The following is a 16,989-nucleotide window of genomic DNA, read 5'->3' on the forward strand; positions in this document are numbered from 1 at the left end:
AAGGGATGAAGAGTATGACTCAGCTGAACTTTGAAGAAAATTTATTAACTAAAGTAGCTTGGTACTATTATAAAGACCAATTAACACAACAGGAGATCGCGTCACTTCTTCATATTTCAAGAAATAAAGTCGTCCGGTTATTAGATAAAGCGCGGAGTGAAGGTATCGTTACATTTCACGTAAAAGGGACTGGTTTGCACTGTTTAAGTATTGAGCGTGACCTAATGAAAAAATTCCACTTAAAAGATGCTTTTATTATCCCTACCCCAGTAAACAATTATCACGCTTCTCTCGGAAAAGCTGCTGCACAATATTTAGAAACTCATCTCCAGCAAGGCGATTTACTCGGTATTGGCTGGGGAGAAACAATTAGCAAAATGCTAGAAAACATTCATTTTGAAAGTTCTATCAACCTTTCAATCGTAACGCTCACAGGCGGGGTAAATCACTATCTCCCGAGAAAACAAAACTATTTACACTACATGCAAGGCGAGCTTCACATTATCCCTACGCCGTTTCTAGCGTCTACAACCGAAATGGCACAAAGTATTCTATCAGAACCGAGTGTAAAAGATATGCTTCAAGTCGCTTCACTTGCTCATACGGCTGTTGTCGGTATTGGGGGATTATCTCAAGACGCTACGATTGTAAAAGAAGAAAAATTAACACTACGTGAGATGACATATATTCGTAGTCAAAACGGTGCTGGCGATATTTTAGGACAGTTTTATAATACAAATGGCGATTTATTAGAGCTCTCGCATCACAATCGTCTAATTGGCACGCCCCTCTCTATTTTGCGCAATATGAAGCATGTCGTCGGTGTTGCTGGAGGTACTGAAAAGATAGATGCAATTTATGGTGCCTTAAAAGGAAAGTTTATTCATTCATTAATTACCGATGAGGAAACTGCCCTCTCCTTATTACGAAAGGATGGTGATTGTTAATGTCCCATTTATTAGCTTTCGATGCTGGTACAGGGAGCATTCGAGCAGTTCTTTTTGATTTACATGGTAATCAAATTGCAGTAAGTCAAAAAGAATGGATTCACAAATCTGACCTTCGTTATCCAGGCTCTATGAACTTTGATGTAGTAGAAAATTGGAAGCTAGTACAAGAATGTACGAAAGAGGTGCTTCAAAAAAGCAACACTCCTGCCTCTTCTATTCTTGCTATTAGCGCTACAAGTATGCGAGAAGGATTTGTTTTATATGATCAAGATGGGCAAGAAATATGGGCGTGTGCAAATGTTGATGGGCGCGCATCCGTCGAAGTTAGTGAATTAAAAGAAATTCGGTCACATCTTGAAAAAGATTTATATACAAAGTCTGGTCAAACTTTTTCATTAGGTGCTTTACCACGCCTACTCTGGATAAAAAAACATGAACCCGACGTCTATAATAATATTCACTCTTTTACAATGTTAAACGATTGGATTTTATATAAACTAAGCGGCGTACTACAAATCGATCCCTCAAACGGATGCACGTCAGGTATTTTTGACTTACAAAATAGAGTGTGGGATAACGATGTCGCTAAGGAGTGCGGCCTATCTTTGCCATTTTCACCAACAGTAAATGAAGCTGGTACAGTAATTGGCAACGTTACAAAAGAGTGTGCAGCATTAACTGGATTACGTGAAGGGATTCCTGTCGTCGCCGGGGGTGGAGATGCTCAAATGGCATCGCTCGGAACAGGAATCGTGAAACCGAATCAAACGTTAATATGCGGGGGTAGCTTTTGGCAACAAGAAGTGAATGTTACTGAGCCAATAACAGATCCACATGCTGCGATTCGAGTAAATTGTCACGTCGTTCCGAACCTATGGCAATATGAAACGATTGCCTTTTTCCCTGGCCTCGTTATGCGTTGGTTTCGAGACGCTTTTTGCCAAGAAGAAAAAAAGCTCGCTGAAAAACTCGGTGTAGACGCTTATGAATTATTAGAAGAACAAGCGAAAGACGTACCTGTCGGTTCATATGGTATTATCCCTACTTTTTCAAACGTTATGAACTACATTTCTTGGCGTCATGCCGCACCTTCATTCTTAAATTTAAGTTTAGACGCTGACAAATGCGGAAAAAAGGAAATGTTCCGTGCTATTGAAGAAAATGCAGCCTTCATTACACTTGGAAACTTAAAATTAATAAAAAATCTAACTGGCACATTCCCTTCTGAAGTTATTTTTGCTGGCGGTGCCGCTAAAGGAAAACTATGGCCACAAATTCTATCAGACGTACTCGGTATTCCTGTAAAAGTACCTGTTGTGAAAGAAGCAGCTGCTTTAGGAACTGCGATTGCTGCTGGAGTTGGTGCTGGCATATATTCATCTATGGAAGAAACTGCCGAAGAGTTTGTACAGTGGGAGCAAACATTCGAACCAGTTACTGAAAATCACGAACTATATAAAGAGTTCTATGAAACATGGAAAACTGTATATGACAGTCAGCTCGCTTTAGCTGATAAAGGGCTCACCTCACATATGTGGATTGCGCCTGGTGCACTGTAACACATTACATAAAGGAGTGAACTGTATGTTAAAAGCGAATGAAAATGACTTCTCCTATCGCTTCGGTGATAACGGGCCGAAATATTTAATACAAGGTCCAAATATTGATCTTGGCCTTGTTGTCATTCAACCGGGCCAGGAGTTTCAAAACCATTATCATACGACGTGCGAAGAGGTCTTTTATGCATTAGAAGGTGAAATAGATTTCTATGTGAATAATGAAAGAGTTCCAATTAAACAAGGTGATGTCCTGCAAGTTCGTCCTCATGAATCTCACTATCTTATTAACCATTCTGACAAACCTTTTAAAGCTGTTTTTATTAAGTCACCACATTTACCAAATAAAGATACTGTACAAACGGAAAATCCAACATTAACGAAGGAGTGATTTGGAATGACTTGGGGATTTAAAAATCGATTAAATACAATTTTACCTGATGGTAGAGCGGTTATGTTAGCAATAGATCACGGTTATTTCTTAGGACCAATTCACGGACTAGAACAACCACTTGAAACAGTAAAAAACTTACTTCCTTATACAGACTCCCTCTTTTTAACGCGTGGTGTACTTAGCTCCTGTATTCCTGAAAACTGCAGCACACCGATGGTTATGCGTGTATCTGGCGGCGCTACTGTCGTCGGTAAAGATTTAGCGAATGAAACAATTGTTACACCTGTAAAAGAAGCAGTGAAGCAAAACGCAATTGGCGTTGGCGTTTCTGTTTTTGTCGGATCAGACTATGAAACACAAACTGTTTCGAATCTCGCAAATGTAGTCTCTGAAGCTCACGATTACGGCCTACCTGTACTCGGCATTACCGCAGTCGCAAAAGAATTACAAAAACGTGAAGCTCGCTTTCTAGCACTTGCTTCCCGCGTATGTGTTGAAATGGGTGCTGATATTATTAAAACGTATTACTGCGAAGGATTCGAAAAAATAACGAGCACATGCCCTGCCCCAGTCGTCATCGCAGGTGGCCCAAAACTAGATTCAATTGAAGACGCATTAAACATTACGTACAATGCGCTGCAAGAAGGCGCAATTGGAGTAGACATGGGCCGAAACATATGGCAATCCGAGCACCCAGCTGCGATGATTCAAGCGATACATGGCATTGTGAAAAATGGATTGAATGTGAAAGAGGCACTTGAACTTTATGATGATGTGAAGAATTAATGTGAAAAGACAGACTATTTATTAGTCTGTCTTTTTTACTTTACAGTGAAACTTTCTTAATCCGTCTTCTAATATGATACATACTTAAATTCTATACACCTTCAAATGATTACTCTAGATGATTACTATTAAGCTTTGAAACTTTCTTACCTTCTCTATAATCAAGACAAGACACTTCAATTAATAAGCCATTAAATACTGTAAAATAAAAACCATAACTACTACCTCGCATCAAATAAGGTTCCTTGTCTATTTCAATGCCGCCGGCTACTAAACGATTATACGCTTGATCAACTTCATTTGAAGTATCCACTAAAAAACCAATATGAAAAGCTTCAGGATACATAACTTCCTTATTTCCCTTAAATGCTTTTGGATCGCTCAGCACAAGTATAAATCCACTTTCATCACTCATCACTACTAGTGCCTTTCCCTTTTGCTCCAAAAATTGAAAATCAAAAAATGTTTCAAAGAAATGTCTCGCTTCTGATAAATCATCAACACATAAATTCAAATGATTTAACTTCATTCACTCATCTCCTTTTAAGAAGAGGGTATGTAGACTCATTTTCATAACACTTAAATATGCAAGGTAAGATATTCAAGCGTTCCGTCTAAGACTATGCTTTATAAGTCTAATACTTTTCTCCATAGCCTAGAACGTTTTTTATGACTGCAATTATATAAACCGTTCGACGTGAAATATTAATGTACCTATATAAAATAGTCTCATTATTTATTTTCCAGATTGTGTAGAACCCACTCAACCAGGAAAATTGCTGAAGGGATGCGCTCTGTTGTATCACCTAAAAATAGCTTATTAAGTAACTCATCTAAATGAATTGGCTTATTCGGCAACGTTTGAATATACCTTAAAGCAGATCCCGCTGGCGGTACTGGCTTATTATTAATAGCCCATATCCCTTCTAACAATGTCCAAGTTGACGTATGAACTAAGTATGAAGCTTTTAACTCATCATTTGCTTTTAAAGCAGATTGAATTTTAATAAGCGAACTATGCAACCAATGAGAAATGCCCTTCATTTTGTCACTTGAAACACGATAGTTTTCAAATTCATATGTAGCTATTTCCTTTAACTTTTTTAACTCACCGCTTTTATCAAACAAAATTTTCCCTTCTAGAAATGAGTATAGTTCCATCGGATTGTTTTTAAAGTTTACTTGAATTTGATTAAAATCTGCACCCTTATATTCAACTAAAATATCTTCTCTCATTTCAGAATGAAATTTCTTCTTTTGTCCGTCTTCTAAAAGAATATAGAAGTCTAAATCAGATTCAGGATATGCATCGCCTCTTGCAACAGATCCAATTAGCATGAATCCATTTACCTTTTCCATAGATAAGACTTCCGCTACTATTGTTTGCACTAATTTTTTATGTTGTTCATATGTAATGAATGCAAGTTTTTCTATCATTCCCATCCCCCCAGTAATAAAAAAGAGGATACATGATTGCTTCTACAACATGTATCCTCTGCTTGTATATTACGACTGCTGATAAGCCGCTTTTGATGATTTCACATAATAAACTGCGTGATCCACATTAATGATATGATCTGGTTTTGGTTTACCACGGCCCGCTCTATGTCCAGCTAAGTGTTCTTCACTTGTTTCCCAGTTTTTCCATGCTTCTTCAGATTCCCAGCGAATCATAACGACTACTTCTTCGTCGCCGCGTCTTACTTTTTTCACAAGAACACTTAAGTCAATAAAGCCTTCAAATTTTTCAATAATACCTTCTCCAGTAAAACGTTCTACAACTATATTTGATGTACCTTCTTTTACTGTAAATGTTTTCGTTTCGATAAACATATATCCCACTCCTTCATTGTAATACGAATACTACTATTATAGTTGATTATGATAATTATTTTCAATTATAAAGTTTAAATTTTTCGAATTATGCTGTTTTCTCTTCTATCGCCTCATCTAAAAATTTGAAATATGGGAGTAAGATTCCGATTAAAGAAGTGACACATATAATTGAACCGATAATAAAGTATAGTGCTCTTACTCCCCACATTTCACTCAATATGCCCCCTACTAACACACCTAACGGCATAGCGGATCGTATGAAAAATAATCGCACCGAAAATATTTGTCCTATCATATTGTTCGGAACTGATTGTTGGCATATCGTTGTGTTATAAACATTGAAAAATGCAATACAAACACCTGCAACTATTTCAATTATTACCGCCATTACAATACTGTGGTTAAAACCTAGCGAAATGTATGTGAGTCCCCCGATAAACAATCCTCCAAGCATAAGTATACGCCTGCTTTTATATGTTACTTTTCCGACTAGTATAGATCCAACTACATAGCCAAGTGGGAATCCGGCCATAAAATAACCAAATTCCGCATATCCCGCTGACAGCTCGTCTTTTATATAAGGAAGATTTGTAACCATCGTTACCCCAACTCCAAATTGCACGAAAGTAAGAAATATACCGAGCCAAACGATGATTGGTTTTGTAAAAAAATATGTAAAACCGTGAAGAAACTGTCCAAGCCACGTTTTCCGAATAGGTTGCGACGTTCTATTTTCTTTTATATAAAGTAAGAAAGCACCACTAACAAATAAACAAATGCATACGAAAGATAATGTAAGTTCTGTTCCAATGAAATGAATGACTACTCCACCTAATACTGGCGCAAGAAACATCATAAGGCGAGTCATTCCATCAATGTACGCATTCGCATCTTGAAGTTGTTCTTTCCTTACAATGCTCGGTGTAATGGCTTGACTTGCAGGTGTATAAAGTGGTGTAATAAGTCCCACTACAATTTGAACAACATAAATGTGCCAAACTTCTATACTACCTGAAACTAGCATCACTAAAGGTAATAAAAATACGGACGCTCGTATCCATTGTGAAAAAATCATAATCCACTTCCGGCTCCATTTATCAATAAATGGGCCGCTGATTAATTGCAGTATGAGTGATGGGATGAAATATAATAACCACATACTACTTAAAGCCATTTCTGATCCTGTTAACTCATATACTAGAATTGAATTACATAACGTTCCGAAAGCCCCTCCTAATTCTGAGATTGCACTACCAATCCACATAAAAAAGAACGAACGATTTTTCAATATATTTTTCAATTTCACACACCAACTTTTCTTTTATATTCCTCCCTTTATGTACATTCTCGTTGTTAATTATCTATTCAAAAACATATCTAATTCTTTCGCTAAAGACTGTACTGCTTTCTTTCTTAATACATATTTTCCGCCATGTATATCAACTAACTTCGCTGCACGTAACAATTTCAAATGATGGTGTACAGTCGATTTACCGAGTTGCAATCTTTCCGTTATTTCCTGTAATGTACGTTCTTTTTCAAACAACATTTTTACAATTCGCAATCTCGCTTCATCTCCAAGAGCCTTATGTTTTTGAACTAAAAAATAATTCGGTTCATACGGATCTTCAGGATGAATACTTTCATTCGCAACTGGATAATGAAATACTTTCGTATCATCAATATCTGCTTCAATATTCCACGGTCTGTACGTCATTTGCGGAATAAGAAGTACGTGATGAACACTTGGCTCTGGCATATAGTTCACTCCGCCAGTCGCCCACTCGACAAACTCTTCCGGCTTCATCTTTTTATTCATTTCATTTTTTGCTTCATAATCTCGTTTTAATATAGAAAGTATTTCTTCTTCCTCACTCTTAATTACACTCTCATACCACCCTGTCATTACAGCGATTAAATGAGATTTCAGCACTTGTACATCTACATCACATATAAAGCGAATGTACGTAGAGAAAAACTGATGATCATGTGTTAATTCCTTTAATTCATGTATTGCAGTTACATCTCTACTTGCGGCTAAACGTCTTTTTTTCTCATATTTCTCCCCTAAAAACGGTAAACATGTATACTTCAAATCTTCTTCTGAAAGTGAATCGATTTTAGCATGAAACTGCGATACATCCTGCATGTCTTCTTCATACAACACCTGAAGTAATGCTTTCCACGTATTATGTTCTTCGACAAATTGTAAGTGCTCTCTCATTTCTTCTGTTAATGATTTCTTAATTTCTTCCCATTCATTTTGACTCTTTTCAAGAGTATCAATTAACCGCTTATGAGTAATTGCTGCAATGCCAAGCGCACATTCGAAAAGTATCGAATATTTCACTTGAACGTTATAAGTTTCCCTCTTTCTACTCGTTATGTGATAGACCTCCATTTTTATCCCCTCCTTGTTTGCTATATATTTAATTCTATTTTTATCGAATTTAACCTTCTATATTTTTAGAATTATTTTGCGACTTCAAAAAAACTCTAATCAATGAGCAAATAGAGAAAGGTTTATACTCTTTTTCATTCTGACTTAATTAAAGCCTTGATTATTAAGTATCATATTAAAAAGAAGTTTTTTAATGGCTCTGTTATAAGTTGTCTTTCACCCTCTTGTGCAACTATAGAAAAGGTTTATTGAAGAGAAAAGAGAATTGGTTTTATTAAGAAAAATGAACAGGAGGCTATACGAATGGGAAGAAAAGAAATGTTGCAAAATGGAGTCCAACAAGTTTTTTACGAAGAAGAATGGTACCCACCAATATCAGAAGCGTTAAAGAATCTTACGGTTGAACAAGCATGTTGGCAACCAGAAGGTGCTGCCAGTAATACGATTTGGGAAAATGTGAACCATTTATTAATCTTTAAAGAACGCCTACTTTCCCGCTTACATGAAGACGACACATTTGTTGCTCCACAAAATAATGATGAGACATTTATCCAAGGTGGACCTAATGATGATGCCGCTTGGCAGCAAACCGTAAAGCGAACGCTTCAAGTACATGATGCCTTACAATCTTCATTAACCGCCCTTCAAGAAGCAGAACTAGATCAACTAAGTCCTTCTCTACCAGTTTGGCAACAATATATGAATATCCTTTTGCATGATGCTTATCATACAGGACAAATTATACAGCTTCGGAAACTTCAAGGTTCATGGCCAACTCACCGTTCTTATTTATAAAGTGAAATTTTAATCAGCTCTTACCAATCGGGATTTTGCGGGCAGCCCACCCCCACCTCACTTCTTTGCTTTCCTTGAATTTTGAGGTAAAAATCTTACTGCCCGTTAATCCGGAATAAACGATGTTTAAAATCGCATACGTTTAATATCCAACAAAACAATTGAAAACAGCTAATTGTTCGATAATTACTACGATTGCTCAAAATAAAGCAAATTAAAATACATTGATTCCTAACATAACTTACATGCTTCATAACTTCTAATCATAATCCAAATTTGGAAGAATAGATGCTTTTTTATATACAAATAATAACTCTCAAGGAGTTGTTGACATGTATTTCATATTGAATATGTTAGGGATTTTCGTTGTCATATTAATCATTTTCTTATGTTCGCCTAATAAAAAACATATAAAATGGAGACCAATTGTAATTCTCATCCTATTGGAGCTTTTTATTACGTGGTTTATGTTAGGCACAAAGCTCGGCAGTATTATCATTAATAAAATTGCGTCATTTTTCAGTTGGCTACTAGCATGTGCGAATGAAGGTATTCGATTTGCATTTCCTTCAGCTATGGAAAGTCAGCACATTGATTTCTTCTTTAGTGCGTTACTTCCTATCATTTTTGTTATTACTTTTTTCGATATTCTTTCTTATTTCGGAATCTTAACTTGGATTATTGATAAAGTAGGTGCAGTTATTTCAAAGATTTCTCATTTACCAAAGTTAGAAAGTTTCTTTTCGATTCAAATGATGTTTTTAGGAAACACCGAAGCACTTGCGGTTGTTCGGGATCAATTATCTGTTTTAAAAGAAAATCGATTATTAACTTTTGGAATTATGAGTATGAGTAGCGTTAGCGGATCCATTCTTGGTGCTTATTTATCAATGGTTCCAGCAACATATATTTTCAGCGCAATCCCATTAAACTGTATTAACGCATTAATTTTAGCCAATGTATTAAATCCTGTGGAAGTTTCGAAAGAAGAAGACGTTGTTTACACACCTTCAAAACATGAAAAAAAGGATTTCTTTTCTACTATTTCAAACAGTATGTTAGTTGGGATGAATATGGTTATCGTTATTTTAGCTATGGTAATTGGTTATGTAGCTTTAACAGCATGTTTAAATGGGATTTTAGGATTTTTTGTAACGGGGTTAACAATTCAAAAAATCTTCTCCATTATCTTTAGTCCTTTTGCATTTTTACTCGGTTTATCAGGCAGTGATGCTATGTATGTAGCTGAATTAATGGGGATCAAAATAACGACGAATGAATTTGTTGCAATGATGGATTTAAAATCAAACTTAAAGTCGCTACAACCGCATACGGTTGCGGTTGCAACGACATTTCTAGCTTCTTTTGCTAACTTTAGTACAGTAGGTATGATTTACGGAACTTACAATTCATTATTTGGTGGAGAAAAATCATCAGTCATCGGTAAAAATGTTTGGAAGCTTCTTGTTAGCGGGATGGCTGTTTCTTTATTAAGTGCTATGCTCGTTGGGCTATTTGTATGGTAATTAATTTTTATAATAAAAGACACCCAAGCCAATTGAGTGTCTTTTATTATTATTTTCGAATTTGCCCATTTCCACGAATCACATATTTTGTAGAAGTTAATGCTGGAAGCCCCATTGGGCCTCTTACGTGTAACTTTTGTGTACTGATACCAATTTCCGCTCCGAATCCAAATTCGGATCCATCTGTAAAACGAGTCGATGCATTATGATAAAGTGCCGCGGCATCTACAGAAGTAAAAAACTTGCTGACGTTTTCCTCGTTTTCAGTAATAATTGCTTCAGAATGCATAGATCCATACGTATTTATATGATGAATCGCTTCTTCAACAGTGGAAACCACTTTCACTGCTAGTGTAAGAGATAAAAATTCTGTCCCCCAGTCTTCTTCTGAAGCAAGTACAATTGAAGAATCCATTGCAAATGCTTTTTGATCACCACGTAGCTCCACGCCTCTATCCTTCAAAGAAGAAAACAACTCGCTACCATATTTCTCTGCCCACTTCTCATGAAGAACAATCGTTTCAATCGCATTACATACAGATGGACGCTGCGTTTTTGCATTTATAATAATATCCAATGCCATTTGTTTATCCGCTGTTTCATCAATGAAAATATGACAATTTCCCGCACCTGTTTCAAGTACTGGAACAGACGCTTCTCTCACAACAGTATCGATTAATTGTTTGCCACCTCTTGGAATAAGAACGTCTAGATAATCCTTCATTGTAAACAACTGCTTTGCGCTATCTCGCGTTGTATCTTCTATAAGCTGGACGCTTTCTTGAGGTAAGCTTGTTTGTTTGAGCGCCCTGTGAATAACGGCAACGATCGCTTTATTAGAATGAATAGCAGAAGAACTACCACGTAATATGACTGCGTTTCCTGTTTTCAAACAAATTGTAGCAGCATCCACTGTTACATTCGGTCTTGCCTCATAAATCATCCCAACAACACCAAGTGGTACGCGCATCTCCTGAATAGATAGTCCATTTGGCCTTTCCCATGCACTTACACATTCTCCTACAGGATCACGTAATTCAATTAGCTGCTTAATCCCCTCTGTCATATCAATAATACGATTTTCAGTTAGCAGAAGACGATCAAGGAGTGAATCAGAAAATCCTTTTGCCTTACCTTCTTCAATATCCCTCTTGTTTTCTTCTAAAATATAAGCTGTTTCTAATATTAACTGATCAGCTATTGCGGAAAGTGCTTCGTTTTTTTGCTCTGTAGATTTAAGCACAAGCTCTCTAGCAACCTCTTTTGCTTTTATCCCCTTTGCCAACACTTCATTCATTTTTATTTCCTCCTTTTTAAAGTGAAACCCAATGATCCCTATGGATGACTTCATAACTATGTCTCTCGCCTCTTACTTGAATATCTTGGCTTTGCATACCTTTTACATCTCTTAGTTCCTCTGCACTATATGTGCATTGTCCTTTTCCTATTACGCGCCCTTGTTGCGTTACAACCTCTACAACTTCACCCACTTGGAAAAATCCTGATACATTCGTAACACCAGCTGGAAGTAAACTCTTACCATGCTGAATGATGGCAGTAGCTGCCCCAGCATCTACTTCAATTTGTCCGCTAACAAGCGAATGTAAGGCAATCCATTGCTTGTTCATCTTCATTTCTTTTTGAGGAGCATTACCAACATACGTTCCATCACCCTTACCCTTCAAAACATCTACAAGCTTTTCCTGTCCACGTCCTGTTCCGATAAATACACTCACACCAAGAGAGAGCGCTGTCTTTGCAGCATCGATTTTTGATTTCATACCGCCAGTCCCAAGTTTTGAGCCAGCATCTCCTGCAAGAGAAGAAATTTCTTCCGTAACTTCAGGAAGAAAATAATATTTTTTTGCATCCGCATTTTTCTGAGGATTTTTGTCATATAACCCGTTCACATCCGTAAAGATCATGAGCATATCCGCCGAAACAAGCCCGCTTACTAAAGCTGACAGCATATCATTATCACCGAACGTCAGCTCCTCTAAGGAGATGGAATCATTTTCATTAATAATTGGAAGAGCGGAGCGGTTTAATAATTCTCCTAACGTAGCGTAAGCATTACTATATTGTTCTTTTCTAGAAAAATCACTTCTCGTCAGCAAAAGTTGCGCAGTAACGATGCCATATTTACGGAATTCCTCGGTGTACGCCTGCATTAACAAACTTTGTCCGACAGCTGCTGCAGCCTGTTTCCCTTTAATCGTTACAGGTCTGCTAGGATATCCTAGCGCTGAAAAACCTGCAGCGACGGCTCCAGATGTAATTAACACAACCTCGTGCCCATCTTCTTTCAACCGAGCCAATGCGGCAACGTGATCTGAAAGCTGTTCTGTAGAGATGCCTCCGTGACTATCTGCCAAGGAACTACTCCCAATCTTTACAACAACTCGTTGTTTTTTCACTTTTTTATCCCCCAAGTCTAAAATCAAAGTTTTTTATAAATTACACTTCATTCACTTTGTAACTATATCTATTCTCATCAATGCTGCAATGAAGTATTTAAGAGCAAAATAAAAATGACCGCTTCGCCCTTAATAAAATAAAAAGGACGAAACGGTCATTGTTCCGCGGTACCACCTTAATTGATATACATAGATATCCACTTGGTGCCTATAACGCAGGCGAACGCCTAAACTTTCATTTAAGACTCAGGGATAGGTTCGATATATTCTATACGAGGAATCTTTCAGCCGGTGAATTCCACTCTCTTTCGCAAGAAGACATATGTACTAGTTCCCTTCAACGATTTTCAATCTAATTTTTTTATATTATGCGATATAGTTCGATTCGGTGTCAAGAGGTATTTTTAAAAATAAATAGAGCCGCAAGTTATTTGTATGAAATTATCTCCCTACTGAATGAAAATACAAAATGATATAAGTTTAACTCATATTCATAAACATAAAACCTTACATTATAGTGTATATATTTACATAATGTCGAATATAATTAATTTTTATCTTTTAGTGTTGCAAAAAGGAATATATTCTCTTAGAATGTTTCTTTATATTGCACAGGGATGTTATTCTTATTCTAAGAAAATAATATCAAACCGATATAATTGATTATAAAAGGAGCAAAATTGAGTTATTATGGATAAACAAATTGGATTCATCGGTTGCGGAAATATGGGAATGGCTATGATTGGCGGAATGATAAACAAAAATATAGTGTCTTCAAATCAAATTATTTGTTCAGATTTAAACACTGCTAATTTAAAAAATGCTAGTGAAAAATATGGACTAACTACAACTACCGACAACAATGAAGTAGCTAAAAATGCTGATATTTTAATTTTATCAATCAAACCAGACCTATACGCGTCAATAATTAATGAAATAAAAGAAGTAATCAAAAACGATGCTATCATCGTAACGATCGCTGCTGGGAAAAGTATTGAAAGTACTGAAAATGCCTTTAATAAAAAAGTAAAGGTTGTAAGAGTAATGCCTAATACTCCTGCTCTTGTTGGAGAGGGAATGTCTGCATTATGCCCTAATGAAATGGTGACAGAAAAAGATTTAGAAGATGTACTAAACATTTTCAATAGTTTTGGTCAAACAGAGATCGTAAGTGAAAAATTAATGGATGTTGTAACATCTGTAAGTGGTTCTTCACCAGCTTATGTATATATGATTATAGAAGCGATGGCAGATGCTGCTGTACTAGATGGTATGCCAAGAAATCAAGCATATAAATTCGCTGCTCAAGCTGTGTTAGGCTCTGCAAAAATGGTACTAGAAACAGGAATACATCCAGGTGAATTGAAAGATATGGTTTGTTCTCCTGGCGGAACGACAATAGAAGCTGTAGCAACATTAGAGGAAAAAGGACTGAGAACAGCGATTATTTCAGCTATGCAGCGTTGTACGCAAAAGTCTGTTGAACTATCTGGTCAAACTAAAAAGTAAAACTGTAAAAGAGATCGCGTTAGCTATGAATTCATATGAATTTAATTAGAAATTCACTACATGATAAACGGCCAAACTCATATATACTTGAGTTTGGCCGTTTCAGTTTTAATTATATTAAAATAATTTAATTCAAATCTTCTTTACAGGTTCTGTTTTATCCCTTACCTATTCCCTACTATGATTGTGTAATTTTATTAGAAACTAATAATTTTTCAATGCATTTCGGTAACATATCTAATAGCGTTTCAAATGCGTAGTTTACATCTAGACGTTCTGTCCATTGATGTGCATCTTTTCCTACCGGCCCCATATTTAATACTGGAACATCAAACTCTTCTAATTGCTGAAGCGGAATTGAATAACCTTTATCCCATAATGGCATATTGTCTACAAGCGAACTCATTGAATCCAGTGGATACTGCAAGCCTACATAACTTAAATCTGAAATCCCCCCAAAATAATTTTGGTTTTCAAATGTAATTTTATGATTGTAGTGTGCATACTTTTCCATTTCTACAACTACCTCTTTTATTAAAGGATTGTTGCGTGAACTCACAGCTGGATAGTACGGCGGAGCGAAGAAAAGTACAATCATCGGTGCCTTTTCTTTACATAAAATCGCTAATTTATCTACTAAATCAATCGTTACCGCACGATCATCTTTATCTCCTCTATTTTTTATAATATTAGATTGAATATGATCTATTTTTTCTCGTCCATGTTGCTCAATTGCATATGTGATAAGCTCTTCATAAGTTAATACATTTACTTTGAGATTAGGTGGTATAAATGGATTATATTTAGAAAAACGATATGCATGTTTTTCATACGACTCTTCTATTTTCTCTGCTACTTTCGTTACTTTTTGACGTAACAATAAAACTACATCTGTCATTGATTTTTCTAATAAAAACAAATTAAATAATGTAACTGCACGATGCGGAATTTGTACAGAATAATCCTCCTTTAAGTCCCTTTGAAGTAAGTTAGTTGGCGGAGGACTCGCTTCCCCTTCTACAATATCACAAAGGTCTGTGTTTAACTCTAATTCTGCTGTTATTAATGAAGCCATATAACTCCCATTTAAGCCTGCAAAAGGTTCACCTACATGTGTCTCTTTTCCATAGCAAAGAAAACCAGGTAACACTTTACCAATAGAGCCAGTGTAAATATACTTATTTTGGTCACCAGGATGTCTTGAAAACATAGGCTCTGAGTTTAAGACCGTTTTATAATCTAAATTATGCTCTCTAGCTAAATCTAACAGTCTCGGAACAGCGGCCCTCATCCCTACAGAATTCACTTCTTCATCTGGTACAGCCAATAAAAGAACATTCCCATCGAATCTTCCTTCACATGCTTGTTCAATCATTGCCATTTGTAATGCTAGACCGCATTTCATATCCATTGTTCCTCTACCAAACAGCCATTCCCCATGTTCTATATCTTCACGCACATGGTCTGGAAGTTCATCTTTATGAGAATAAAACATAGATGTTAACTTTTTAGGATTAAATGCATCTTCTTTCCACACTCCGTAATCTTGTACATCTACAACATCAAAGTGACTTACTAGAATTACAGTATTTTTTGTACTATCTTTTTTCTTTACTAGTGCTGTAACAAAATATCGTCCGTCCCCTGTCGGATTTTTTTGCACATGGTGCGGGTTTTCTTTGAAGTACTGTAAATCAGATAATTGCTCCACAACAAAGTCTGGCAATATCACTTCAGCCTCTGTACCTGTAATACTAGGAATTTCAACAAGACTGCTTAATAATTGAATCAATTGTTCTTTTGATTGCCACTTTGACATATAAATCCCCCTATTTTTCCGCATTATGAAAACGAATTCCAATATATGAATAAAAAATGACGACAGCTATCAAAATTATAGTTCTGATGTACTGCCGATTTTTATTGATATTTCATGAGCTGCTTGTTTTACCTTGCTAATAAGAAAAGATAGTCGATCATCATTAATACGATGACTAATTAACCCAACACTTAATGCTCCTACTACTTTATGATTAAATCCGATAATAGGTGCAGCTACTGAAGCTGTCCCTTCTGTTTTTTCACCATAACTGACAGCATATCCTTCATTTTTTATTTGCTTTATTTGATTAAGAAGAATTTGCTTTTGTTCTGGTAATGAAGGAAGTAAATACTCTACAATATGTTCCATTTCATTCGTTTTCATATTGGCAAGCATCGTTTTATTTGCAGCACCAATTGAAAGTGGAATTTGTTCTCCTAGATTATCAATAACTCGAATTTTTAAAGGACTATCAATTCTTTCAATGATAATAGAATGTGTTCCGTTTGGAATATTCAAATAGACACTTTCTTCCACTTCAGCAGCCAAACGTTTCATCACTTCTCTTGCAACAGATCTATAGTCTACCTTCTCCAATTGACGCAACCCTATTTCCATCCACATTGGTCCAATTTTGTACTGTTTTGTCTCTGAAATTTGTGTAACTAACCCATGCTCCATTAGAGAGTTAAGTAATCTATGTACTGTACTAACCGGGAGATGTGTTCCATCAGCTATATCAGAAATAGCCCAATACTCTTTTTCATTTGTAGAATTCAATAATTTAATAATACTTATCGCTCGATCAATGGACTGTACCATAACTCGCCTCAACTTTACTCGTAATATGTTAGTACGCTTAATTAACTATCAATTTAGCAAACATTCGAAATGAAATCAATCTATTTATTTAATTTTCTAACAATAAAAACATATCACTAACAACGAATTGAAAACGCAAACAAAAAAATATTGACTTTTCTTTTTAATTATCTGA

16 protein-coding genes and 1 other annotated feature are annotated in these 16,989 nt (G+C 36.1%); of the genes, 7 read left to right on the forward strand and 9 right to left on the reverse strand.

Annotation, left to right across the window (positions count from 1 at the left end):
• Positions 1–14 precede the first annotated feature (14 nt).
• Genes NST90_RS14440 through lsrF form a run of 4 tightly spaced genes read left to right on the forward strand, consistent with a single transcriptional unit; the run spans position 15 to position 3,686 of the window.
• Positions 15–947 (forward strand): sugar-binding transcriptional regulator, encoded by a 933-nt coding sequence (locus NST90_RS14440; RefSeq protein ID WP_000192709.1) that lies wholly within the window; start codon positions 15–17, stop codon positions 945–947.
• Positions 947–2,509 carry an autoinducer-2 kinase gene (gene lsrK, locus NST90_RS14445; RefSeq protein WP_137072533.1) on the forward strand — a complete coding sequence of 521 codons (1,563 nt, stop codon included), beginning with the start codon at positions 947–949 and terminating at the stop codon, positions 2,507–2,509. Before NST90_RS14440 ends, lsrK begins: the two co-directional genes overlap by 1 nt.
• Before the next feature lie 25 nt (positions 2,510–2,534).
• A complete protein-coding gene (locus NST90_RS14450; RefSeq protein WP_000909986.1) occupies positions 2,535–2,897 on the forward strand; it encodes a cupin domain-containing protein in 363 nt (120 codons plus the stop codon).
• A 6-nt stretch (positions 2,898–2,903) separates the two neighbouring features.
• On the forward strand, positions 2,904–3,686 hold the full coding sequence (gene lsrF / locus NST90_RS14455) for a 3-hydroxy-5-phosphonooxypentane-2,4-dione thiolase (RefSeq protein WP_000219772.1): 783 nt from the start codon (positions 2,904–2,906) through the stop codon (positions 3,684–3,686).
• Between the two features lie 109 nt (positions 3,687–3,795).
• Here lsrF and NST90_RS14460 read toward each other — a convergent pair whose 3' ends face one another.
• From NST90_RS14460 to NST90_RS14480, 5 genes are all read right to left on the reverse strand, one after another.
• The gene (locus NST90_RS14460; RefSeq protein ID WP_242321300.1) at positions 3,796–4,215 is read right to left on the reverse strand and encodes a VOC family protein; all 420 of its coding nucleotides are present in this window, start codon (positions 4,213–4,215) and stop codon (positions 3,796–3,798) included.
• Between the two features lie 203 nt (positions 4,216–4,418).
• Positions 4,419–5,123 (reverse strand): nucleotidyltransferase domain-containing protein, encoded by a 705-nt coding sequence (locus tag NST90_RS14465; protein ID WP_000570640.1) that lies wholly within the window; start codon positions 5,121–5,123, stop codon positions 4,419–4,421.
• A 69-nt stretch (positions 5,124–5,192) separates the two neighbouring features.
• Positions 5,193–5,519, reverse strand: a complete 327-nt coding sequence (gene hmoA, locus NST90_RS14470; RefSeq protein WP_000469496.1) for a heme-degrading monooxygenase HmoA — start codon at positions 5,517–5,519, stop codon at positions 5,193–5,195.
• 88 nt (positions 5,520–5,607) lie between these two features.
• Positions 5,608–6,828, reverse strand: a complete 1,221-nt coding sequence (locus NST90_RS14475) for an MFS transporter (RefSeq protein ID WP_242321298.1) — start codon at positions 6,826–6,828, stop codon at positions 5,608–5,610.
• A 51-nt stretch (positions 6,829–6,879) separates the two neighbouring features.
• The gene (locus tag NST90_RS14480; protein WP_242321296.1) at positions 6,880–7,923 is read right to left on the reverse strand and encodes a metalloregulator ArsR/SmtB family transcription factor; all 1,044 of its coding nucleotides are present in this window, start codon (positions 7,921–7,923) and stop codon (positions 6,880–6,882) included.
• A gap of 303 nt (positions 7,924–8,226) precedes the next feature.
• Here NST90_RS14480 and NST90_RS14485 point away from each other — a divergent pair, with 303 nt between their 5' ends.
• Together NST90_RS14485 and NST90_RS14490 are read left to right on the forward strand one after the other, a co-directional pair.
• Positions 8,227–8,718: a DinB family protein gene (locus tag NST90_RS14485; RefSeq protein WP_000532733.1), complete on the forward strand. Its 492-nt coding sequence runs from the start codon at positions 8,227–8,229 to the stop codon at positions 8,716–8,718.
• 332 nt (positions 8,719–9,050) lie between these two features.
• Positions 9,051–10,244, forward strand: coding sequence for a nucleoside transporter C-terminal domain-containing protein (locus NST90_RS14490; RefSeq protein WP_242321295.1), 1,194 nt, complete (start codon positions 9,051–9,053; stop codon positions 10,242–10,244).
• 49 nt (positions 10,245–10,293) lie between these two features.
• Here the strand turns inward: NST90_RS14490 and proA are convergent, their stop codons facing one another.
• Together proA and proB are read right to left on the reverse strand one after the other, a co-directional pair.
• Positions 10,294–11,541, reverse strand: a complete 1,248-nt coding sequence (gene proA / locus NST90_RS14495; protein ID WP_001006611.1) for a gamma-glutamyl phosphate reductase — start codon at positions 11,539–11,541, stop codon at positions 10,294–10,296.
• A 16-nt stretch (positions 11,542–11,557) separates the two neighbouring features.
• The gene (gene proB, locus NST90_RS14500) at positions 11,558–12,661 is read right to left on the reverse strand and encodes a glutamate 5-kinase (protein ID WP_048534748.1); all 1,104 of its coding nucleotides are present in this window, start codon (positions 12,659–12,661) and stop codon (positions 11,558–11,560) included.
• Between the two features lie 139 nt (positions 12,662–12,800).
• Positions 12,801–13,011 (reverse strand) — a binding site (T-box leader).
• Positions 13,012–13,351: 340 nt separating this feature from the next.
• On the opposite strand from proB, the gene proC reads away from it, so the two are divergent.
• Positions 13,352–14,170 carry a pyrroline-5-carboxylate reductase gene (gene proC / locus NST90_RS14505; RefSeq protein WP_000360725.1) on the forward strand — a complete coding sequence of 273 codons (819 nt, stop codon included), beginning with the start codon at positions 13,352–13,354 and terminating at the stop codon, positions 14,168–14,170.
• A 178-nt stretch (positions 14,171–14,348) separates the two neighbouring features.
• Here proC and NST90_RS14510 read toward each other — a convergent pair whose 3' ends face one another.
• Positions 14,349–16,013, reverse strand: a complete 1,665-nt coding sequence (locus tag NST90_RS14510; protein WP_242321294.1) for a M20 family metallopeptidase — start codon at positions 16,011–16,013, stop codon at positions 14,349–14,351.
• Between the two features lie 51 nt (positions 16,014–16,064).
• Positions 16,065–16,814 carry an IclR family transcriptional regulator gene (locus tag NST90_RS14515; protein ID WP_000250752.1) on the reverse strand — a complete coding sequence of 250 codons (750 nt, stop codon included), beginning with the start codon at positions 16,812–16,814 and terminating at the stop codon, positions 16,065–16,067.
• Positions 16,815–16,989 lie beyond the last annotated feature (175 nt).

The sequence above is a fragment of the Bacillus sp. FSL E2-8900 genome (assembly GCF_037966225.1).
Classification (GTDB): domain Bacteria; phylum Bacillota; class Bacilli; order Bacillales; family Bacillaceae_G; genus Bacillus_A; species Bacillus_A cereus.

Bases quoted from the DNA above. Each gene is read 5' to 3' on its own strand.
- NST90_RS14515 (WP_000250752.1), bottom strand. From the start codon at position 16,814: ATGGTACAGTCCATTGATCGAGCGATAAGTATTATTAAATTATTGAAT.
- hmoA (WP_000469496.1), bottom strand. From the start codon at position 5,519: ATGTTTATCGAAACGAAAACATTTACAGTAAAAGAAGGTACATCAAAT.
- NST90_RS14510 (WP_242321294.1), bottom strand. From the start codon at position 16,013: ATGCGGAAAAATAGGGGGATTTATATGTCAAAGTGGCAATCAAAAGAA.
- NST90_RS14450 (WP_000909986.1), top strand. From the start codon at position 2,535: ATGTTAAAAGCGAATGAAAATGACTTCTCCTATCGCTTCGGTGATAAC.
- NST90_RS14460 (WP_242321300.1), bottom strand. From the start codon at position 4,215: ATGAAGTTAAATCATTTGAATTTATGTGTTGATGATTTATCAGAAGCG.
- lsrF (WP_000219772.1), top strand. From the start codon at position 2,904: ATGACTTGGGGATTTAAAAATCGATTAAATACAATTTTACCTGATGGT.
- proC (WP_000360725.1), top strand. From the start codon at position 13,352: ATGGATAAACAAATTGGATTCATCGGTTGCGGAAATATGGGAATGGCT.
- NST90_RS14440 (WP_000192709.1), top strand. From the start codon at position 15: ATGACTCAGCTGAACTTTGAAGAAAATTTATTAACTAAAGTAGCTTGG.
- NST90_RS14465 (WP_000570640.1), bottom strand. From the start codon at position 5,123: ATGATAGAAAAACTTGCATTCATTACATATGAACAACATAAAAAATTA.
- NST90_RS14485 (WP_000532733.1), top strand. From the start codon at position 8,227: ATGGGAAGAAAAGAAATGTTGCAAAATGGAGTCCAACAAGTTTTTTAC.
- lsrK (WP_137072533.1), top strand. From the start codon at position 947: ATGTCCCATTTATTAGCTTTCGATGCTGGTACAGGGAGCATTCGAGCA.
- NST90_RS14490 (WP_242321295.1), top strand. From the start codon at position 9,051: ATGTATTTCATATTGAATATGTTAGGGATTTTCGTTGTCATATTAATC.
- NST90_RS14480 (WP_242321296.1), bottom strand. From the start codon at position 7,923: ATGGAGGTCTATCACATAACGAGTAGAAAGAGGGAAACTTATAACGTT.
- proA (WP_001006611.1), bottom strand. From the start codon at position 11,541: ATGAATGAAGTGTTGGCAAAGGGGATAAAAGCAAAAGAGGTTGCTAGA.